This is a genomic window from Duganella margarita, assembly GCF_009857535.1.
Lineage (GTDB): Bacteria > Pseudomonadota > Gammaproteobacteria > Burkholderiales > Burkholderiaceae_D > Rugamonas > Rugamonas margarita.
In genome coordinates this window covers 320084-341997 of record NZ_WWCS01000006.1, presented here as the reverse complement: position 1 = coordinate 341997, position 21914 = coordinate 320084, and the positions used below count along the sequence as shown (strand labels likewise).

At 64.4% G+C, this 21914-nt stretch carries 8 protein-coding genes; 4 read left to right on the top strand and 4 right to left on the bottom strand.

All coding sequences use genetic code 11. The features are described 5' to 3' along the window. Positions 1-49: 49 nt before the first annotated feature. The 4 genes from recD to GTP55_RS12350 are packed head-to-tail and all read right to left on the bottom strand — an operon-like array spanning position 50 to position 12256. On the bottom strand, positions 50-1990 hold the full coding sequence (gene recD / locus GTP55_RS12365; protein WP_161045218.1) for an exodeoxyribonuclease V subunit alpha: 1941 nt from the start codon (positions 1988-1990) through the stop codon (positions 50-52). Further along, positions 1983-5684: an exodeoxyribonuclease V subunit beta gene (recB, locus tag GTP55_RS12360; protein ID WP_161045217.1), complete on the bottom strand. Its 3702-nt coding sequence runs from the start codon at positions 5682-5684 to the stop codon at positions 1983-1985. The genes recD and recB overlap by 8 nt, the downstream gene beginning before the upstream one ends. Beyond that, positions 5681-9118 carry an exodeoxyribonuclease V subunit gamma gene (recC, locus tag GTP55_RS12355; protein ID WP_161045216.1) on the bottom strand — a complete coding sequence of 1146 codons (3438 nt, stop codon included), beginning with the start codon at positions 9116-9118 and terminating at the stop codon, positions 5681-5683. The genes recB and recC overlap by 4 nt, the downstream gene beginning before the upstream one ends. Positions 9119-9154: 36 nt before the next feature. Continuing rightward, a complete protein-coding gene (locus GTP55_RS12350; protein ID WP_161045215.1) occupies positions 9155-12256 on the bottom strand; it encodes a CHASE domain-containing hybrid sensor histidine kinase/response regulator family protein in 3102 nt (1033 codons plus the stop codon). 282 nt (positions 12257-12538) lie between these two features. Here GTP55_RS12350 and GTP55_RS12345 point away from each other — a divergent pair, with 282 nt between their 5' ends. The 4 genes from GTP55_RS12345 to GTP55_RS12330 all read left to right on the top strand — a co-directional run bounded on the left by GTP55_RS12345 (position 12539) and on the right by GTP55_RS12330 (position 21912). Continuing rightward, positions 12539-14071 (top strand): CehA/McbA family metallohydrolase, encoded by a 1533-nt coding sequence (locus GTP55_RS12345; RefSeq protein WP_371868340.1) that lies wholly within the window; start codon positions 12539-12541, stop codon positions 14069-14071. A 192-nt stretch (positions 14072-14263) separates the two neighbouring features. After that, positions 14264-16147: a putative bifunctional diguanylate cyclase/phosphodiesterase gene (locus GTP55_RS12340; protein ID WP_161045213.1), complete on the top strand. Its 1884-nt coding sequence runs from the start codon at positions 14264-14266 to the stop codon at positions 16145-16147. A 3-nt stretch (positions 16148-16150) separates the two neighbouring features. Continuing rightward, positions 16151-21046: a hybrid sensor histidine kinase/response regulator gene (locus GTP55_RS12335; protein ID WP_161045212.1), complete on the top strand. Its 4896-nt coding sequence runs from the start codon at positions 16151-16153 to the stop codon at positions 21044-21046. Next, positions 21034-21912 (top strand): CheR family methyltransferase, encoded by an 879-nt coding sequence (locus GTP55_RS12330; protein WP_161045211.1) that lies wholly within the window; start codon positions 21034-21036, stop codon positions 21910-21912. The genes GTP55_RS12335 and GTP55_RS12330 overlap by 13 nt, the downstream gene beginning before the upstream one ends. Positions 21913-21914 lie beyond the last annotated feature (2 nt).

Below are 21914 nucleotides of genomic sequence, written 5' to 3'. Positions count from 1 at the left end.
TGCACACGGGGTAGTGCTAAAATCTGGCGCCAACGCGCCAAGCTTTGGCTTAACCCGCCAGCTGCAAACGCAAGCCGCTCGCCCGTTGGGTGCGCTGAGCAATCGCATCCAGCAGCACCTGCCCGTTCGGTGTCAGTAACGTAAAGTAGTCGCGCGCGCGCGTGATGCCGGTATAAATCAATTCCCGCGCCAGCATGCCGCCGCCGTCTTTCGGCAGCACCATCGCGGTGTGCGCGAACTCCGATCCCTGCGATTTGTGCACCGTCATCGCAAAAGCCGTCTCCACATTTCGTAGCCGGGTAGCCAGCACGCTGCGCACCGTTTCGCCTTCCGAGAAGTACACCCGCAACGCTCCCGGCCGTGACGGGTCCGGCAACGTCAAGCCAATGTCGCCGTTGAACACACCGGTCGCATAATCATTGCGCGTGACCATCACCGGACGGCCAACGTACCATTCGCCAGTCCGCTTGAGCAAGCCGGCCGATTGCAATCGTTGCTCGATGCTATCGTTCAAACCGGACACGCCCCACTCGCCCTCGCGCACCGCGCACAAAATCCGGAAGCCTTCAAAGCTCTTTAGAACGGATTTCACCCAGGCCAGTTGTGCGACCTCCTCGCCATCCACTGGTGCCTTCTTAATCAATTGCAAATATGGGCGATAGCCGTCGAGCGCCAGTTGTAGCAGATCCGCCGACTGCGCGGAATCGGTCCACGTCACCTTGCCGCCCTCGCCTTGCCGCAACACGTTGACCGCTGCCGCCCCGTCGCCGGCATTCACGGCCAGCGCCAGCGCGCCGATCGGCCCGCCGAAACGCCGGCTCTCGCGCAACATCACGGTCTGCTGGGCAATCGGTCCGCCATGGCCTTCAAAACGTGCCGGCACCTGTTGCCCGGTCGCCGCCTGCACATACGACAAGGTTTCCGGCAGATACTCACCGGCCTCGGCGTGGTGGCACAAATCGCCCAGCACCGCCCCCGCCTCGACCGACGCCAGCTGGTCTTTATCACCCAGCAAAATCAATGTGGCCGACTCCGGCAACGCAGCCAGCAACGCCGACATCATCTCCAGGTGAATCATCGACGCCTCGTCCACGATCAGCACATCTACCTCCAGCTGATTGCCGGCATGATGCTGGAACGCCCGCGTATCCGGCCGCGCACCCAGCAGGCTGTGCAGCGTGCGCGCCGCGCCCATGCGGGCCGCCAGTTCGCGCAGCGGCAGTTCGTCGCCTACCTTTTCGGCCAGCTCATCCAGCGCCGTATCGATCGATTGCTTCAAACGCGCCGCCGCCTTGCCGGTTGGCGCCGCCAACGCCACGCGCAAGCCGGCCTGACGCTCGCCCGCCGTCGCAAACAACAGCGCCAGCAAGCGCGCCACGGTGTACGTCTTGCCGGTGCCCGGCCCGCCGGTGATGATGCCCAACTTGCCGCGCATGGCCACCGCACAGGCGATCTTCTGCCAATCGACCCCGCCGCGCGGCGCGTGCGGGAACAGATTGTCCAGCCAGCGGCGGATGTCATCGGTGCGCGCATCGTCATCGGCGGCCAGCACGCCGCCCAGCGCGCGGCTGCGCACCGACTCGGCCACGTGGCGCTCGTCGAGCCAATAGCGGCGCAGGTACAGGCGCTCGCCGTCCAGCACCAAGGGCTGATTCCATTGGTCGCCGCCCACCGGCCACACTTGCGAGCAGCGCGCCAGCAGGCCGCACCAGGCGTCGGTGTCGGCCGGCCAGTCGCCCGCTGCGGCGTGCAGCGCGCTCCACTCGTCGTCGCTCCAGCCAAGCAGCGCGGCCGGATCGTCATTCAGTTCATCCAGCATCAAACAGCTGTGACCACGGCCTTCCAGCTCGGACAGCAGCACGCAGGCCGCCATCAGCTGCGGCGAACTGTCGCCGACCGAGGCGATAAAGCGCGCAAAAGCGCCACTCAGGCGGCGCAGCTGGCCTGCTTCGGTCAGCGCATCGACCTGCGCGAAAAATCCATCATTCATGACTTGCACCCAGCAGATTATCCAGTCCGTCCAACAATTCGGCATCCGGCGCGATCCAGTAACAGCCGCGCGTCTGCGCATTGCCTATGCCGCGCAAGAACATGAAGATCGCGCCGCCCAGCTGCTCGGCCGGATCGTACGCGTCACCGAGGCGGCTTTGCAGCAGCCGGTGCAGCGCCAGCATGTAGATCGCGCCCTGGATGTCGTAGCGGTGATCGGCCATGGCGTTGATCAGCGCCGGCTCATGGTAGCTGGCGTCGTTGCCGCCCAGCGCATTGGATTTGTAATCGAGGATCCAGTAGCGGCCTTCGTGCTCAAACACCAGATCGCAGAAGCCTTTCAGCATGCCATGCAGTTCACGCTCCGGCAGCGCCGGCCGCACAGCGCCGCCCAGCAGATGCGTGGCGCACAGACGGTCCAGCGCACCGGTGGCCAGGCGCTCGCTCGGGAACCAGAACTCCATCTCCGGCAGCGGCGCGACGATGGCGCTCAGCGGCGCATCCAGATGCGGCAGCGGCGTGACGGCGATCTGGCGCAGCCAGGCCAGCGTGTCTTCCAGACGATTGCCCCAGCCGGCGCGCTCCACCCGGCGCGTCAGACGCGACTCGAACGTCTCCTGATTGACGATGGCAAAGCCTTCCTGCCCCATCCACTCCAGCTGCTCGTGCAGGAAGTTACCGGGCACGGAGCCGCGCGGGAAGCGGTGCCATGGAGTGTCTTCCACGCGCGTTGGCTGCGTCATGGCCGGCTGCTCGCCGTCTTCCAGCAGTTTTTCCTGCAAGGCGTCGCGCGGCACCGGGCCGTCGGCGCTGATAGTGCCGGTTGGGCCGGTGCGCCGCGCCAGCGAACTGAAACTGCCCACCGACCAATCGCGCTCGAAATGGCCGCCGTAGTGCTGCGGCTCCAGCAAGGGCTGGCGATGCTCGATACGGGTCAGGCGCGTGACCTGCTTGTCGTCCATCGACAGCGTGGCGATGCTGATGTCGTTGCAATCCTTGCAGGCATGCTCCCACCGTTCCATCATCAGGTCCGACGGCAGCGGCGAACCACCGGTCAGCAGGTAGCCCAGCGCGGAGTCGTGCAGCGTGTTGTCGCCGGCCTTGCGCGCCGGCAGCGCGGTCACGCCCAGCCACAGGAAGTGGCGCGCACGCGTCAACGCCACGTACATCAGGCGCAGGTCTTCCTGCAAACGCGCGCGCTCCACCAGTTCCAGCGCGGTCTCGGTCAGCGCCATGTCGATGCGGCGAATGCCGTCGTCGTCACTGAATTCGAAGAAGCTGCGGTTGCGGCGCTCGACCTTGCGCGCGGTGACGGCAAACGGCAGGTACACCAGCGGATACTCCAGGCCTTTCGACTTGTGCACCGTGACCACCTTGACCAGTTCCGCGTCGCTTTCCAGACGGAGCACGCGCTCGTCGCCGGCGCCTTCGCCGCCTTCGATCTGCTCCGCCAGCCAGCGAATCAGCGCCTGCTCGCCATCCAGCTGGCGGCTGGCCGATTGCAGCAGTTCGGCCAGGTGCAGCAGATTGGTCAGGCGTCGCTCCCCGCCCACCTGCTGAAGCAAGGCCGCCGGCAGTTGCAGTTCGTGGATGAAGCGGCGCAGCATGGCCAGCACGCCTTGCCGCTGCCAGATGATGTGCAGCGCCTTCAGTTGTTCGACGCGTTCTTCCCACGCCAGTTCGTCCGACGACAGGCGCGCCAGTTCGGCCAGCGGCAGGCCGGCGGTGCGGGTGGCGAAAGCAGCCCGCGCCAGCGCACCATCGAGCGGATTGGCGACTGCAGACAACCAGCGCAGCACGTCGGCCGCTTCCTCGCTGTCGGTCACCGAATCCTTGTCCGACAGGTAGACGCTCGGCACGCCGCGCCGCTGCAAGGCGCGGCGGATGGCGCCGGCCTCCTTGCGGTCGCGCACCAGCACCGCGATGTCGGCGGGCTTGAGGCGTTGCGGGCCGTCGTCCCCATCGACGAATTCCGCGCGCACGTCATTCAGCTTGGCGACGATGTCTTCCGCGCAGTGGTTGGCGAAGAATTCGCGATAACGTTCGGCCTTGAGGTCCTGCGTAGCGCTGCACGCGATCACCAGCGCCGGCACGTCGCCGCCGGCATCCACCAGGCGCTCCTTGCGGCCCTTGGCGCCGACCGCGTCGAACGGCAGCGGATTTTCGCGCGTGACCGGGTCGCGGAAGCGGAACGCGCCGCGCGCGAAGCCCTCTTCTTTGCTGCGGCCTTCGGCGTGCAGGAACAGATGGTTGACCGCATCCACCACCGGCTTGGTCGAGCGGAAGTTGGTCATCAGCTGGTAGTGCCGCCCAGTGGTAGCCAGCCGCGCCGACAGGTAGCTGTGGATGTCGGCGCCACGGAAGCCGTAAATCGACTGCTTCGGATCGCCGATCAGGAACAGGCCCGTTTGCGAATCGTTGTCGGCCACGCGATACAGTTCGTTGAAAATCTGGTACTGGTTAGGCGCCGTATCCTGGAATTCATCCACCATCGCCACCGGGTACTGGTCGGTGATACGCTTGCGCAGCGCGGCGCCATTTTCGCCTTGCAGCGCGGCGTTCAGGCGGTCCAGCATGTCGGCAAAGCCGAACTGGCGGCTGCGTTTTTTCAGCTCGGCCATGCGGTCGGCCACCGCCGCCGCCGCGTGGCGGTACAGCGCATGCGACAGCGGCTCGATCTCGGCCAGCGCGATTTTCAGCGGCTGCGTGGCATCGAAATCGTCCGGGATGCCGGTGCTGAAGTTCTTGGCGAAAGCGTCTTCCAGGCCCTCCGGCGTGAGACGGTTCCATGCCGTATCCGAAATGTCAGGCTTGACGCTGGCCGGATTCTGCGCCCACTCGCGCAGGCCGTTGAACCAGCTGACCAGCGAATCGGGCCGCATCTTGTTGCCATTGAAGCACTTGGGATCGGCCGCGCGGTGCGACGCAATCCACTGTTCCATGCGGTCGGCGCGCTCGTACCAGCCGGCCTTCAGCTGCGCGAGTTGTGCCTGTTGCGCGCGCTGCACGGTGGCGATCAACACGCCCAGCGGTTCGCCATGGCCCGCCGCGTCGCCGATGATGTCGGCGCGCTTGACCAGTTCACGGATCGATTTCTTCAACGCGCCAACATCGCCCCAACAGGACAGCAGCGCGTCCAGCGAGACTTCATCGAGCGGATAGACCTGCTGACGCCAGTAATCGTGCGCTGCGTCCTCGAACAGCGCTTGCTCATCGCTGACCAGTTCCTCGTCAAACAGGCTGCCGCTGTCGAACGCGTGTTCGCGCAGCATGCGCTGGCACCAGGCGTCGATAGTAAAGATGGCCGCTTCGTCCATGGTTTCCGCCGCCAGTTGCAGTCGGTGCGCCGCCTGCTGCTGTGCGCCGTGGTCGGGATAGGATTCGAGAATCTGCTCCAGGTACTCGTCCGGCTTTTGGCGTGGCGCCGGTTCGCGGAAATACGCCGCCGCCTCCACCAGCCGTTCGCGCACGCGGTTGGATAGCTCGCGCGTGGCGGCGCGCGTGAAGGTCATCACCAGGATATCGGCCGGCAGCAGCGGGCGCGGGAAAGCATGCTCGCCGCCGTGGCCCAGCACCAGCCGCACGTACAGCGCGGCGATGGTCCAGGTCTTGCCGGTGCCGGCGCTGGCCTCGATCAGGCGCGAGCCGTGCAGCGGGAAAGTCAGCGGCGCGAGCTGGTTGGCGATGTTACTCATGCTGCGTCCTCGCCTTCAATCTTTTCTATGGTGATGCATTGTTCCATCCACTCGGCCAGCGGGCCATACAGGGCGCGCGAGACGTCATCGAAGTCCGGTTCGGCGCTCAACGCGCTGAAGTCGGGCCACATGCGCTTGAGGCACAAGTCTTCGTTTTCGCCGCCGATGTCGAAACTGCCGTCGTAGACCGCGCGCGGATCGCCGTCCTGCACCAGCGCCAGCGCCGTCTTGCAGGCCGTGGGCAGCGGACGGTTCATGCCGTCGCGCCACAGGCAGACCAGTTCCCGCAAGGCTTCCAGCGCCTGCTGCGGGTCCAATGGCTGCATGGTGACAATGGCGTCGCGCGCCACCAGATGGCCGGTGACCTGCATGCCGGCCGCCGATATCGCCAGCTGGCGCAGCCACATCGCAATCAGCTTGTCGCCGCGCGGCTTGCCCTGCTTGTCGGCCACGCGCGACGACATCTGCGCCAGCCACACGGTTTCGCTGCCGTTGCTGCGCAGCTGGTCGATCCAGTCGTCCAGCGGCACGCCGGCCAGCACCAGATTCAGTGCTACCTTGGGCGCGGCCAGTTCGTAATGCTGGCGCAGCGTCAGCCACGCGCAGCGCACCGGCACCAGCGCCTGCACCAGCTGGTGCTGGTACTGCTGGCCGATCAGGCCAATCGGCAGCACGCCTTCGCGCGCAAGCCGTTCGGCGCGCTGCGTCAGCTTGTCGTAGACCTGGTCGATTTCCTCCGGCGTTTCGGCATCGTCGAGCAGCGTGTCTTCCAGCAGATAACGTTCCAGCGCGTTGAGCGAGAACGGTTCTTCATCCTCGCCCACCAATGCCGCTTCGCCGAACATCACGCCCAGCCGCTGGCGGAAGAAGAAACGCACCGGCTGGCGCAGGAAGTTGTGCAGGCTGCCTAGCTTGAGACGGAATTTGTCGTCGATATCGAACGGCGGCAGTTCGGCCGCTTCGTCTTCCGCCACTTCCTCGCCATGCGCCTCGCGCCACTCGCGGGCGTAGGTCAGCAGGCCGCCGGCTTCAAAGTAGCGGCGACTGAATGGCTGCAAGGCGTGCTCCGTGGTGCGCGCGTGCATGTCTTCCTTGTTCATGTCCCAGCCATTGACCAGGTAATCACGCAGCTGCGACACCAGCACCGACGGCGGCTGCTCGCTGTTGTCGCGCACATTGCGTCCGACCCAGCTGATATACAGCTTGTCGCGCGCGGCCAGCAGCGCTTCCAGCATCAGGTAACGATCATCGTCGCGGCGCGAACGGTCGCCGGGACGCGCCATGCCCGGCTGCGCCAGCAGGTCGAAGTCGGCCTTGGGTGCGCGGCGCGGGAAGTCGCCGTCGTTCATGCCGAGCAGGCAGACCACGCGGAACGGCACCGCGCGCATCGGCATCAGCGTGCAGAAGGTGACGCCGCCGGAGACGAATTGGTGATTCAGCGTCGGCTCGTCCATCAGTCCGAGCCAGGCTTCGCGCAGCACGGCCAGCGGCACGGGTTCGTCGTAGCCTGCGCCTTCACAGGTGTCCAGCCATTTCTTCAGGGCGTCGTCCAGCTGCGCCAGCGTCAGGCGGTCGGTTTCCTCCCTGGCGTTGAAGAAGGTGGCCAGCAGCGCGCGCGCCTGCACGCCCCACTCGACCGGCGAATGAGATTGGGCCAGCACGGCGCGCCAGTGCAGCAGCGCTTCCACGAGTTGCGCCAGCGATCCGGCCAGCGCGGCATCCAGGCCGCCGATTTCGCCATATGGTTCTATGCCGGCAAAGCTGCCGCCGTTGTCGCCGCCACCACCGCTGGCGTAGCCCAGCAGCATACGGCGCACGCCGAAGATCCAGGCATTCTGTTCGCCGGCGGGGCCGAGTCCCAAACCGTTGCGGTGCTGCTGGTCCAGGCCCCAGCGCACGCCCGCACCTTCGATCCAGCGGCCCAGCGTCGGCAGGTCGTCGTCGTGCAGCCCGAAACGCCCGGCCAGCGCCGGCACGTCCAGCAGGTCGCGCACTTCGCTCTGGCGGCAACGCTGCTGCGGCAATCGCAGCAGCCACTCCAGCGCCACCAGCAGCGGATTGACGCTGCGGTCATTGACGTCGCCGATCTCAAACGGGATGTAGCGCGCGTCGCTGCGGCGGTGCTGGGCGAAGACGGCGTGGATGGCGGCCGAAAAGGTGTCGATGTCCGGCACCATGACCACCACGTCGCGCGGGCGCAGCGGCCGGCCGCTGTGTTGCGCGTCGGCGAACATCTGCAACAACTGGTCGTGCAGTACCTCCACTTCACGCTGAACGCTGTGGGTGACATGGAATTCGATCGAACGGTCGTCTTCCGCCGGCGGCACGTGGGGATGCTCGGACAGCGGCAGCAGTTCGCGCACGGCGGCCTGCACCTGCGTCAGCAAGGTATCGCCAGCGCCTTCGCTGAACAGGTCGACGCGCATGGGGGCCACGTCATCATTTTCGGCGGCATTGGCTTGCGCGGCTTCGTCGAATTCATCCAGCATGCGCACGAAGTCGCGGCCCTGACGCCCCCAGCTGGCCAGCAGTGGATGGCTGTGCGCGTGCAGTGCTTCCAGCGGAAGCTGGCCCAGATCCTGGCCGTTGCGCAGTTGCTGGCGGCGGTGCGCGCTGCGCAGCAGGTCGCGGCCTTCGATGATGTCGCCCCAGTAGTACTGGCACGGATTGGGCACGGCCAGCAGCACCTGGGTGTAGCGGGCGATGGAGGCCAGCGCCTGCAAGGTCTGAAACGGCAGCGCCGAGACGCCGAAGATCACCACCCGGCGCGGCAATCGGCCCAGCGGCTCCTCGCCGGCGGCGCTGGCGCGCACGAATTCGGTGTGGACCGTGGCGCGGCCAAGGTCGCGTTCATGCGGCTCGACATCGTCGATGACGGCGCGCCACAACTGGCCTTGCCAGCGCTGGTCTTCCGGCAGCGGCGTGATGTCGCCGCGCGCGCTGCGCAGCTGGTCGCGGCCGGCGGCCCAGTCATCCAGCCAGTCGGCGCGATAAACCTGGTATTGATCGAACAAGTCGGCCAGCCGTTCGGCCAGTTGCAGCCGGCGTTCGGCCTCGCCATCGGACAGGAAGTGGCGCAGCGGCGCGAACACGGGGTCGGCCAGCAGCGTAGGCAAAAGGCGCATCAAGCGCCACGTCAGCGGGCCTTTGTCGAAGGCGGAGATGGGCGGCACGCGGTCGCGTCCCAGCATGCCGCGATAAGCGTCCCACAGGAAGCGCGCCGGCAGCGCCACGCGCGAGGCGGCGCAGATGCCGATTTCCTCGGCCAGGGCGATCTTCAGCCATTCGGCCACGCCGTTGGACTGCACCAGGAAAATTTCCGACTCCAGCGCCCCGAGCGGATGGTTACGCAGCCATTGGAAGACGGCGGCGCGCAACTGTTCCATCTGATTGCCGTGCAAAATCAGCAGGCCGGGGGTGATGCCAGGGTGCATAGGGCTCTTTAGTAGGTTTGACCCGCTATTATCGCTCTATCCCGGATCGTATGCCAGCAGCTCCTGCTCGATATGGTGATCGAGCACGGTCAGCATGGCGTACAGCTCCTGCACCAGGCGCCGGGCGGTGTCCATGTCGCTGTCGTGGCGCAGCTGTTCCAGCGCGTAGCACAGGTTCCCGAACCGCATGGCGCCCACCGCCCGCGCCGATGATTTAATGCGATGACCCAGTTCCGCCAGATGCGCCAGGTCCTCCATCGCCAGCGCATCGTCCATCTCCTGCAGACCGTCGCGGGCCGATGTCAGGAACAGCAGCGCGTACTTGCGCATCATGTCCGGTTTGCCGCCGAAGGTCTGGGCTAGCGCATCCATGTCAAACAGTTCCGCCAGCGGTTCGGTTTCCGGCACCGGCGCGGCGGCAAGCGGCGCGGCCGGCGGCGGCATCACCGGACGCGGCGCGAACAGCGGCGGCGCCGGCATCGCCGATCCCTCCGGCATGGAGAAGTAAGACGGTGGCGGCGGCGCCAGTTTGCGCGTGGCGCTGACGGCCAGCCTGGCGCGTTGACTCATCCACTTGGACAGCATGTTGAACAGCAGCTTGGGGGCAATCGGCTTGGTCACAAATTCGTCCATGCCGGCGTCCAGGCAGCGCTGCTGGTCGTCGCGGCCGGCGTTGGCCGTCATCGCGATGATCAGCGTGGCGGCCAGCTTGGGATGCGCGCGGATCAGGCGTGTGGCTTCATAGCCGTCCATCACCGGCATCTGCACATCCATCAGCACGCAATCGAAGCGTTCCTTGAGCAGCAGGTCGATCGCTTCCTTACCGTTGTTGGCCACGCAGACTGTGGCGCCGGCATCCTCCAGCAACTCCTGCCCCACCTGCTGGCTGAAGATATTGTCCTCCACCAGCAGGATCGACGCCCCGCGAATATTATCCAGCACATCCGGCTGTACCGATTCGTCGCTCGGCGCCAGGAAGTGCACGCCCTTGGCCAGCCGCGCCGTGAACCAGAAGGTGCTGCCCTCGCCCGGCGTGCTGTCGACGCCGACGCCGCCGCCCATCAGCTCCGCCAGTTGTTTGCTGATCACCAGACCCAGTCCGGTGCCGCCGTAGCGCCGCGTGGTGGAGGTGTCGCCCTGATGGAAGGACTGGAACAGCTGCTCCACCTGCACTGGCGACATGCCGATGCCGTGATCCACCACTTCAAAGCGCACCAGGATGTGATTGTCGCGCTCATCCACCGGCCGCGCGCGCACGACCACCTTGCCGTTTTCAGAAAACTTGATGGCGTTGCTGGCGAAGTTCAACAGCACCTGCTCCAGCCGCAGCGGATCGCCGCGCAGCTGATGCGACAGGCCGGGCCAGATTTCATAAACCAGTTCCAGCCCGCGCGCCTGCGCGCTTTCGCCCAGCTGGCTGGAGATATTGGCCAGCAGCGCATCGAGGGTAAAGTCCAGCACCTCCAGGTCCATCTTGCCGGCTTCGATCTTGGAGAAGTCGAGGATGTCATTGATGATGCCCAGCAGGTGCTGGCCCGAGTGATAGATCTTTTGCAGATAGTCGCGCTGCTTGGGATGCGTGACGGACTTCAGCGCCAGGTGCGCCATGCCGATGATGGAGTTCATCGGGGTGCGGATCTCGTGGCTCATATTGGACAGGAAGTCGCTCTTGGCCTGGTTGGCGATATCCGCTTCTTCCTTCAACTGGTGCAGCGCCGTGACGTCGGTGGACAAGCCGATCACCGCCGAAAAAGAGCGGCCCAGTTCCACCGGCACCTTGACCGTCCACAGATGCTGCACCACCCCGTCCTTGCCGACAAACTGCACCTCGCCCGAGCGTTTGACGCCATCGGCAAACACCGGCCGCTCCAGCGCCCATTCGGCATCCGCTTCGGCGGCCGGCTTCAATTCGCGATCCAGCTTGCCGACGATATCGCGCACCTCCATGCCCATGCACTCGGCCATGCGCGCATTGACGTAGATATAACGGCGGCTCTGGTCCTTCATGTAGACGTGGGCGTCGACGTGGTTCAGCACCGTATCCAGCAGCACGCCCTGCTTGATGGCGCGCCGGCGCGACGCATACAGCACGAACACGTAGCTGTACAACAGCAGCATGCCGGCAAAGCCAGTCAGCGCCGCGATCCATGGGAAGTACAGGTCGAAGCCGGTCAACAGCGCGTCCTTGCGGCCGCGGAACTGCGCCTTCCACAGGCTGCCATTGAAGTCGATCGGCAGCACGGTCTCCAGGTAGTCGGCGCGCAGGCCGGGCGGCAGCGGCGCGACTGTCGTCGCGCCGCTGCCGCTATACAGCAGAAGGTCGGCTTGCTCGATAACCAGCCGGCGCTGTTCGGCATTCGGGCTGCCGTCGGCATACAAGGTCAGATGCACCTGGCGCACCGTCATTTCGTCGATGGCGCCCTGCACCAGACGGGCAATGCTGAAGCCCGCGCCCACCGAGCCCAGATAGGCGGCGCGGCGCTGCTCGACCGTGGCCAGCGGCTGGTTGCGGCGATACACCGGCAGCCGCACGCCCTGGACGAATTGCGGCTTCGGCGCGTCGAGCATGATGGGGTAGCGGGTGGCGGCGATGTCACCGCTGTCGCGCGCCGCAGCCAGCGAACCGGAGATCAGCGGGATGGCGCTAATGTCGAGGCCAAAGCGCTGCGGCAGAAAGGCCGGCTCGAAATAATTCAACACTTCATAGTGAGGGCGGCGCCCGGGCGGGCTGATGTCGAAATCCGCATAACCCTCGCTGCGCACGCCGGCGATAAATTGATCGCGCTGCGCGTCGTCCACCAGCGGCGCCCAGGTCAGCACTTCGATGGCGGGAAAGTTGCGCGGAATGTCGAGGCTGGTGACGTACTGGCGGAATTCGGTGCGGCTGATGCTGTCCGAGGTCTGGAACAGCGCCGCCAGGCCGCGCGTCAGGTCGGCGTAGGATTTGATGCGGGCGGAGATGCTGTACTGGGTGCTGCGGGCGAGATGTTCAAAACGCTGCGCCGCATCGTCATCGACCGTGCGGGCCGCCGCGCCGTACAGGACAGTGCCGATGGCGGCGGCCAGGACGAGTCCCACGCCCCAGAACACGAGACGCGAGCTGCGCACTGTTTTGCTGTTGGCGGCCGTTTTAAACATGCATTTGATAGAAAATTATTTGCATCACAGCAGCATACTATCAATGCTGAATCGGGACCAGAGAAAGAATTGGTGAGAATTGATCGATTTTATAACGGAACCTTATGCAGCAAGGCGCGCTCTAAGAGATGAGGCTGTCTCATGGAGGCAATTATGCTGCGGAAATTCATTACATGCATCGTGCTAGCGACAACAATGAGTGCGCTTCATGCGGGTGAGGAGCAACATGAATTTGATGCCTCGTTACACGTTCCGTTTCGTGCAGATGCGCATGGCGCGCGGGTGATTACATTGCAGTTTACGGCGCCGCCCGACGCGCGCACATTGCGCTGGCGGCTCGCCTTGCTGCCCCGGCATGATGAAACGGCGGTGCGCGGCTGGCAAGGCACGCGAGCAGTCGCCGGCGAACCGCTGGATGTGACGGTGCGCTGGCGGGAGGACGTACCGGCAGGCGTCTACAGGATGAAGTTGTGGGCGAGCCTGGACGGCGGTGGCGCGATTGAGCAAGACTGGCCGCTGGCGGTCGGCGCGACAAGCGCGCGCCAGCCGGCGACAGTGGCCAGCGCGCGCGCCGGAGCGCCAACTGGAACAGCCGCCCCTGCGGCGATCGCATCGGCGGCCAGCGGTGCGACGCCCTCGCTCGCGGCGGCGATCCCACCTGCAAGCACGACGGCATCGACGGCATCGACGGCGTTGTACGACATCTATCTCGGCAACCTGCACAGCCAGACCAACCACAGCGACGGCGGCGCCGCGCTTGATCAGTGTAGCGGCGCGCAGGAGCCGCAGCACGGCGCCTTCGGCCCATCCGACGCCTACGCGTATGCCCAGCAACACGGCCTCGACTTCCTGATGACCTCCGAGCACAACCACATGTTCGACGGTTCCGACGGCACCAACGGGGCCGCCGACGCCAGCGCCGTCCACGCCCTGTTTCAGGACGGCTTGCGCCAGGCGGCGCAGTGGCGCACCAACCACGCCCCATTCCTCGCGCTGTACGGCCAGGAATGGGGCGTGATCAGCCACGGCGGCCACATCAACGTGCTCAACGCCGACGCCCTGCTCGGCTGGGAGCGCAACGCCCAGGGCACACTGCTGGCCGACGAGGAAATCCCCAAGAGCGACTACCAGGCGCTGTACCAGCATCTGCGCCAACATCGCTGGTTCGGCCAGTTCAACCATCCGCAGCGCGACCAGTTCACCATCAACGGCCAGCCGCTGGCCTGGAGCGCCGACGGCGACGCCAGCATGCTGTTGTGCGAAGTGATGAACAGCAGCGCCTACTCCACCAGCACCGACGAAAGCGAGCAGCGCCGCAGCAATTTCGAAGCCGGCTGCAACGCGCTGCTGGAGGCCGGCTACCACCTCGCCTTCAGCAGCAACCAGGACAATCACTGCGCCAACTGGGGCGCGTCCTACTCGAACCGCACGGCCGTGCTGCTGCCACGCAGCACACCAATCACGCCATCCAGCCTGCTGGACGCCTTGCAAGCCCGCCGCACCTACGCGACGATGGACAAACATGGCCAGCTGATCTTCACCGCCAACGGTCACCTGATGGGTGAACGCTTCCAGAATCGCGGCAAGTTGACGTTAAAAACGGCCTATGCCAGCGCCGCCGGCCGCAGCGTCGCGGCAGTCAGCATCTTCCACGGCGTGCCGGGCCGCAACGGCAAGGTGGCCGTCATCAGCATGAAGAGCAAACACACTTTCAATCCATTACCTGGAGAACACTTTTATTATGCAAGAGTCACACAGGACGACGGCAAAATGCTGTGGAGCGCGCCGATATGGGTGACCCAGCTACCGCAATAGCAAGCCGCCAATCGTGCGCAGTAGAAAATTTAATTCCATTAATATTTTTCTTGCTAGAAAAGCTGGAAGGACAGTTATTAAAACGATAAAATAGGGCTTGACCGCATGGTGCGGCAGCGCACAAAATTACTTGACTCCCCACCGCACAAGAGTATCTTTTACCTTCCAAATCGATAGCCCAGACCGCTAGCCGTGCACATTCCTAAAGTTCTTCTCGTCAACGACGATCCAGCCAGCTTGTACGCGCTGGAAAGCCTGCTGCTGGACGCGGCCGATCAGCATTTGTACGAGCTGATCACCGCCAGCTCGGGCAAGGAAGCGCTGCGCCACGTGCTGATGCATGAATTCGCCGTGATCCTGCTGGACGTCAGCATGCCGAACATGGACGGCTTTGAGACCGCTGAAGCGATCCACTCGCATCCGCGCTCGGCCGGCACGCCGATCATTTTCATCACCGCCCACTACGCGGACGAGATGAACCGCCTGAAGGCGTACCAGAAAGGCGCGGCCGACTACCTGTTCACGCCGGTCATCCCGCAAATCCTGCAGGCCAAGGTGGCGGTGTTTGTCGAGATGGCGGCCAAGAATCTGCAACTGCGCATCAAGAGCGACGAGCTGGCGCGCCTCAACCAGGACTTGCGCGTGCAGCGCCTGCAAGACCTGGAGCGCATCAACGCCGAGCTGGAACTGGAAATCAAGGAACGCAAACAGGCGGAACAGCGCGCGCACGACCTGTCCACGCGCGATGCGCTGACCAACCTGCTCAACCGCCGCGCGCTGATCCAGCAACTGGAACACGCGGTCGCCACCTGCGACCGCAACGGCGTCGGCTTCGCCCTGCTGTTTCTCGATCTCGACAAGTTCAAGCAGATCAACGACAACTACGGCCATGAAGCCGGCGACGAGTTGCTGCGCCAGGTCGCGGCGCGGCTGTCGGCGGCGGTGCGGGTCGCCGATATTGTGGCTCGCCTGGGCGGCGACGAATTCGTCGTGCTCATCGAAGGCAAGTCCGCCTCCGCCAACGCCGCGCGCGTCGGCCGCAAGATCGAACTGGCCTGCGCCCTGCCCTTCGACATTGGCAACCATCGCCTGAAAACGGCGGCCAGCATCGGCATCGCCCTGTATCCGGAAGACGGCGCCAATGCGCAAGCGCTGATGAAGAACGCCGACACCGCGATGTACCACGCCAAGCAGAACACAGCCGCACCGGTGCAGTTCTTCCACGAACAGCTGAATGTGCGCGAACGCGAACGGGAACAATGGACGCTCGAGCTGCGCAAGGCGCTGGCGGCGAACCAGCTGGAACTGCGCTACCAGCCGCAGGTCGATCTGCGCAGCGGCCGCGTGGTCGCCGCCGAAGCGCTGCTGTACTGGCGCCACCCGGTGCATGGGCTGCTGGAAGCGCCGCAATTCCTGCCGCAGGTGCAGGAGCGCACGCTGCTCGACCGCGTCGACGCCTGGGTCATCGCGCAGAGTTGTTCGCAGGCGTCGCTGTGGCAAAGCCTGAGCGGCAGCGCGAATGGAGTACAAGGCCCGCCGCTGTGCATCTGGGTCAACCTGGCGACGCCGCAGCTGCATGCGGACCTGCTGCACGCGCTGCTGCCGGCAATGCGCAAGCATGGCCTGACGCCGGGCAGCATGGGCATCGAACTGAATGAAAAACTGCTGCTCGGTGCTACCGAGCCGCTGGCGCAACTGTTAACGCAGCTGCAAAGCGCCGGCGTGCGCACGGCGCTGGACGATTTCGGCAGCGCGCGTTCGTCGCTGGCCGCGTGCAAGCGCTGGCAGCTCAACGCGCTGAAGATCGATCGCAGCTTCGTACACGGCATCGGCAACGACGAAGGCGGCACCGACATCGTGGCGGCCGTGGTGCATCTGGCGAGAGCGCTGTCGATGCGCGTGATCGCACTGGGCGTCGAGACGCGCCTGCAACTGGAAGTGCTGCAGCAGATGGGCTGTCATATCTGCCAGGGCGAGCTGTTTTATCCGCCCTTGCCGGCGGCCGGTCTGCTGGAACAGACCAGCGATATCACGATTACCCTCAACTCACCTACCCTCCTAAGCAACGAGGAATAAGACATGAATAATATGACCGACTTGGGCGAACAGCTGGACGCAAAGGTTTTACTCTCCACGCTGATGGCACTGAAAAAAGGAGACTTTTCAGTGCGCATGCCATCCGACTGGATCGGCATGGCCGGCAAGATCGCCGATACGCTGAACGACATCATCGACACCAAGTCGCGCATGGTGCGCGAAGTGACGGAAGTGAGCCGCGTGGTGGGCCGCGAAGGCCGATTGACGCAACGCGCGGAGATGACCAACACCACCGGCGGCTGGGCCACCATTCTCAGTTCCGTCAATACGCTGATCGATGACCTGGTGCGCCCAACGTCCGAAATGGCGCGCGTGATCGGCGCGGTGGCAAAAGGCGACCTGTCGCAGACCATGGCGCTGGAGGTGGACGGCCATCCGCTGAAAGGCCAGTACCTGCGCGCGGCGATGACCGCGAATACGATGGTGGAACAGCTGTCGTCCTTCTCGTCCGAAGTAACGCGCGTGGCGCGCGAAGTGGGTACGGAAGGTAAGCTGGGCGGCCAGGCGCAGGTAAAAGGCGTGGCCGGCACCTGGAAGGACTTGACCGACTCGGTGAACTCGATGGCGGGCAATCTGACCTCGCAGGTGCGCAACATCGCCGAGGTGACCACGGCGGTGGCCAACGGCGACTTGTCGAAGAAAATCACGGTGGACGTGCGCGGCGAGATCCTGCAACTGAAGGACACCATCAACGTGATGGTGGATCAGCTGCGCTCCTTCGCATCCGAAGTGACGCGGGTGGCGCGCGAGGTGGGTACGGAAGGTAAGCTGGGCGGCCAGGCCTATGTGCCGGGCGTCGGCGGCACCTGGAAGGACTTGACCGACAACGTCAACTTCATGGCGTCCAACCTGACAGGTCAGGTGCGCAACATCGCGGCGGTGACGACGGCGGTGGCGAATGGCGACTTGTCGAAAAAGATTACGGTGGACGTCAAGGGCGAGATTCTCGAACTGAAAAATACCATCAACGTGATGGTGGACCAATTGTCGTCCTTCGCTTCCGAGGTGACGCGGGTGGCGCGCGAGGTGGGTACGGAAGGTAAGCTGGGCGGCCAGGCGCAGGTAAAAGGCGTGGCCGGCACCTGGAAGGACTTGACCGACTCGGTGAACTCGATGGCGGGTAACCTGACGGGCCAGGTGCGTAACATCGCCGACGTGACCACCGCCGTGGCGAATGGCGACTTGTCCAAGAAAATCACGGTGGACGTCAAGGGTGAGATTCTGGAGCTGAAAAACACCATCAACGTGATGGTCGACCAGTTGAACTCCTTCGCTTCCGAGGTGACGCGGGTGGCGCGCGAGGTGGGTACGGAAGGTAAGCTGGGCGGCCAGGCCAACGTGCCCGGCGTGGCCGGCACCTGGAAGGACTTGACCGACGGCGTAAACTCGATGGCGGGTAACCTGACGGGCCAGGTGCGTAACATCGCCGACGTGACCACCGCAGTGGCCAACGGCGACCTGTCGAAAAAAATCACGGTGGACGTCAAGGGCGAGATTCTCGAACTGAAAAACACCATCAACGTGATGGTGGACCAGTTGTCCTCCTTCGCTTCCGAAGTGACGCGGGTGGCGCGCGAGGTGGGCACCGAGGGTAAGCTGGGCGGCCAGGCGTACGTGCCGGGCGTCGGCGGCACCTGGAAAGACTTGACCGATAACGTCAACTTCATGGCGTCCAACCTGACGGGCCAGGTGCGTAACATCGCGGCGGTAACCACCGCCGTAGCGCGCGGCGACTTGTCGAAAAAGATTACGGTGGACGTCAAGGGCGAGATCCTGGAACTGAAAGACACCATCAACGTGATGGTGGACCAACTGTCGTCCTTCGCTTCCGAGGTGACCCGCGTGGCGCGCGAGGTGGGTACGGAAGGTAAGCTGGGCGGCCAGGCCAATGTGTCCGGCGTGGCCGGCACCTGGAAGGACTTGACCGAGAACGTCAACCAGTTGGCGGCGAATCTGACCAACCAGGTGCGCGCAATTGCGGAGGTGGCAACCGCCGTGACGCGCGGCGACTTGTCGCGCTCCATTCAGGTGGAAGCGCGCGGCGAGGTGTCCTACCTGAAGGACAACATCAATGAGATGATCCGTAACCTGAAAGACACCACGCTGAAGAACGCGCAGCAGGATTGGCTGAAGACCAATCTGGCGCGCTTTACCCGCCTGCTGCAAGGCCAGCGCGACTTGCAGGCCGTGACCAAGCTGATTCTGTCCGAGCTGGCGCCGCTGGTGTCTGCCCACCACGGCGTGTTCTACATGATGGATTCCGGCGACAGCGACGCGCGCCTGCGCATGATCGCCAGCTACGGCTACCGCTCCAGCCGCAAGCTGCCAACCTCCTTCCTGCCTGGCGAAGGCTTGGTGGGCCAGTGCGCGCTGGAGAAGGTGCGCATCTGGCTGACCGACGTGCCGCGCGATTACATCGTGGTTTCGTCCGGCCTCGGTGCGGCGCCGCCGACCAATATCGTGGTGCTGCCTATCCTGTTTGAACAGCAGGTGAAGGCAGTGATCGAGATCGCTTCGCTGGACCGGTTTACCGAAACCCACCTGTCCTTCCTCGACCAGCTGATGGAATCGATCGGCGTGGTGCTGAACACCATCGAAGCCAATAGCCGTACCGAATCGCTGCTGACGCAATCGCAGTCGCTGGCGCAGGAACTGCAACAGACCAACCAGGAGCTGGCCGAAAAAGCCCGCCTGCTGTCCGAGCAGAATATCGAGGTGGAACGCAAGAACCGCGAGGTGGAGCAAGCTAAGCTGGCGCTGGAAGAGAAAGCCACCCAGCTGGCGCTGTCGTCCAAGTACAAATCCGAGTTCCTGGCGAATATGTCGCACGAGCTGCGCACGCCATTGAATTCGCTGCTGATTCTGGCGCAGCAGCTGGGCGATAACCCGGACGGCAACCTGTCCGGCAAGCAGGTGGAATTCGCCAAGACCATCCACGGCTCCGGCTCCGACCTTCTGACCCTGATCAACGATATTCTGGACCTGTCCAAGATCGAATCGGGCACGGTGACGCTGGACGTGTCGGAGTACCGCTTCCAGAATCTCCGCAACTACGTCGACCGCACCTTCCGCCACATGGCGGAGGCTAAGCACCTCGGCTTCTCGGTGGAGCTGAAGGAAAGCCTGCCGACCGCCATGATGACCGACACCACACGCCTGCAGCAGGTGCTGAAAAATCTGCTGTCGAACGCCTTCAAGTTCACCACGCACGGCCAGGTATCGCTGGAAATCAGCTTGGTCAACAGCGGCTTCACCAGCGACCACCCGAACCTGCTGCATGCGGATGCGGTGCTGTCGTTCGCGGTGACCGACACCGGCGTCGGCATCGCCTCGGACAAACTGCAGCTGATCTTCGAAGCATTCCAGCAGGCCGACGGCTCCACCGCCCGCAAGTATGGCGGCACCGGCCTTGGCCTGTCGATTTCACGCGAGCTGGCGCGCCTGCTGGGTGGCGAGATCCGCGTCGAATCGGTGGTCGGCAGCGGCTCCACCTTCACGCTGTTCCTGCCGTATAACCGTGCAGGCTTTATCAATTACGACATCAACCGCCAGCCGCAGGTCCGCCTGCCGACGCCGTCGCCGCAGGTGGTCTACACGCCGCCGGCGCAGACCGAACTGGCGCTGGCGGACCACAGCAACCTGTTCGAGCAGGATGCGGATCTGGACCAGTACAGCGGCAGCGATGACCGCGGTCTGGTGGCGCCGGGCGATCCATCGGTGCTGATCATCGAGGACGACGAACGCTTCTCGCAGATTGTGCTGGGCTTCGCGCGCGAGAAGAACTTCAAGGGCATCGTCACCATGCAGGGCGACTCCGCCCTGAGCCTGGCGCGCGACTACCTGCCGTCCGCCATCCTGCTGGACCTGGACCTGCCGGACATCGACGGCTTTACGGTGCTGGACCGCCTGAAGCGCGATCCGAGCACGCGCCATATTCCGGTGCATGTGATGTCCAGTTTGCGCGAACGCGAACGCGCGCTGCGGCTGGGCGCCATCTCCTACCTGAATAAGCCGGTCAGCAAGGAGGCGTTGCAGGAAGAGTTCACCCGCATCCAGAAGTTCCTGTTGGGCGGAAAACGCAGCCTGCTGGTGGTGGATGACGAGCCGGCGCAACGCGACTCCATCGTGGCGCTGATCGGCGATGCCGACATTCACATCATGGCGGTGGAAACCGGCCAGGCGGCGCTGGACGCCCTGCGCGAACAGCATTTCGACTGCATGGTGCTGGATCTGACGCTGCCGGACATCAGCGGTTTCGACCTGCTGGACATCATCGGCAAGAACGAATCGCTGCGCGACCTGCCGGTGGTGATCAACACCGCCAAGGACTTGAACCGCAAAGAAGTGGCCAAGCTCAAACGCTACGCCAAGACCATCGTGATCAAGGATGCGCGCTCGCCGGAGCGGCTGCTGGACGAGACGGCGCTGTTCCTGCACCGTTCGCAGGCCAGCCTGCCGGAAGCGCAGCGCAAGATGCTGGAAGAGATTCACGCCGCGGAAGGTGGGCTGGCGGGCCGCAAGGTGCTGATCGTCGATGATGACCTGCGTAACATCTTCGCATTGTCGTCGCTGCTGGAGCGCCAGCAGATGCACGTGCTGTTCGCCGAAAACGGCCGCGATGGCATCGAGGTGCTGGAGCGCGATCCGACCATCGAAATCGTCCTGATGGACATCATGATGCCGGAGATGGACGGCTACGACACCATGCGCGCGATCCGCCGCATCCCCAAATTCAAATCCCTGCCGATCATTACGCTGACGGCCAAGGCGATGAAGGGCGACCGCGATAAGTGTATCGCGGCCGGCGCGTCGGACTACATCACCAAGCCGGTGGACGTGGCGCAGCTGCTGTCGCTGATGCGCGTATGGCTGCACTGATGCGTTCCGTGACCTCCACCGTGAAGGCAGCACGGCGCCATTCGCCTTCGTCGGTGGAGGAACTGGAACTGGAGCTGCTGCTGGAAGCGCTTTATCAATGCCATGGCTACGACTTTCGCGGCTATGACCACGCGCTGGTGGCGCGCAAGGTGCAGGCGCTGCGGCTGCGCCTCGGCCTGGCCACCATCTCGGCGCTGCAATCGCGGGTGCTGCACGACGACGAAACGTACAACACCCTGCTGCGCGCGCTGTACGTGTCGCCGGCGCTGATGTTTGACGATCCGCTGGAAGTCTCGATGCTGCGGCTGTCATTGGGCGTAAGCCTGCACGGCGCCGCGCTGCCGCGCGTGTGGCTGGCCGATTGCGCCAGCCCGCAGCAGGCGTGGACGCTGGCCATCCTGCTGGAACAGGAGCAGCTGGCGCCGCGCACCGAAATCTACGCCACCGTTGCCAGCGACACCATGCTGGCCGACGCGCAGCACGCCAGCTTGCCGATGGCGCGGCTGGATGAGCTGCAGGCGAACTACGTGCGCAGCGGCGGCGTCGGCAAGCTGGTTGACTATTTCGATGTCGATGCGGATGGCTTGCACGCCGCCTTGAAGCCGGAACTGGCCAGTCGCATCACATGGGCGCAATATAATCTGGTGACAGACGCTTCGTTCAACGAGTTTCAGATGATACTGGGGCAGCGCACCCTGCCCGACTTTGGGCTGGCGCTGCGCAAGCGCGTCTTGCAGCTGTTCGACGACAGCCTGGCGCCATTCGGCATGCTGGCGCTGGACCGGCCGCTGGACGACCACGATCCGCTATCGCGCCACTACAAGCCTATCATGGCCGGCCAGCCCTGGTATAAACGCGTCGCTTAAAC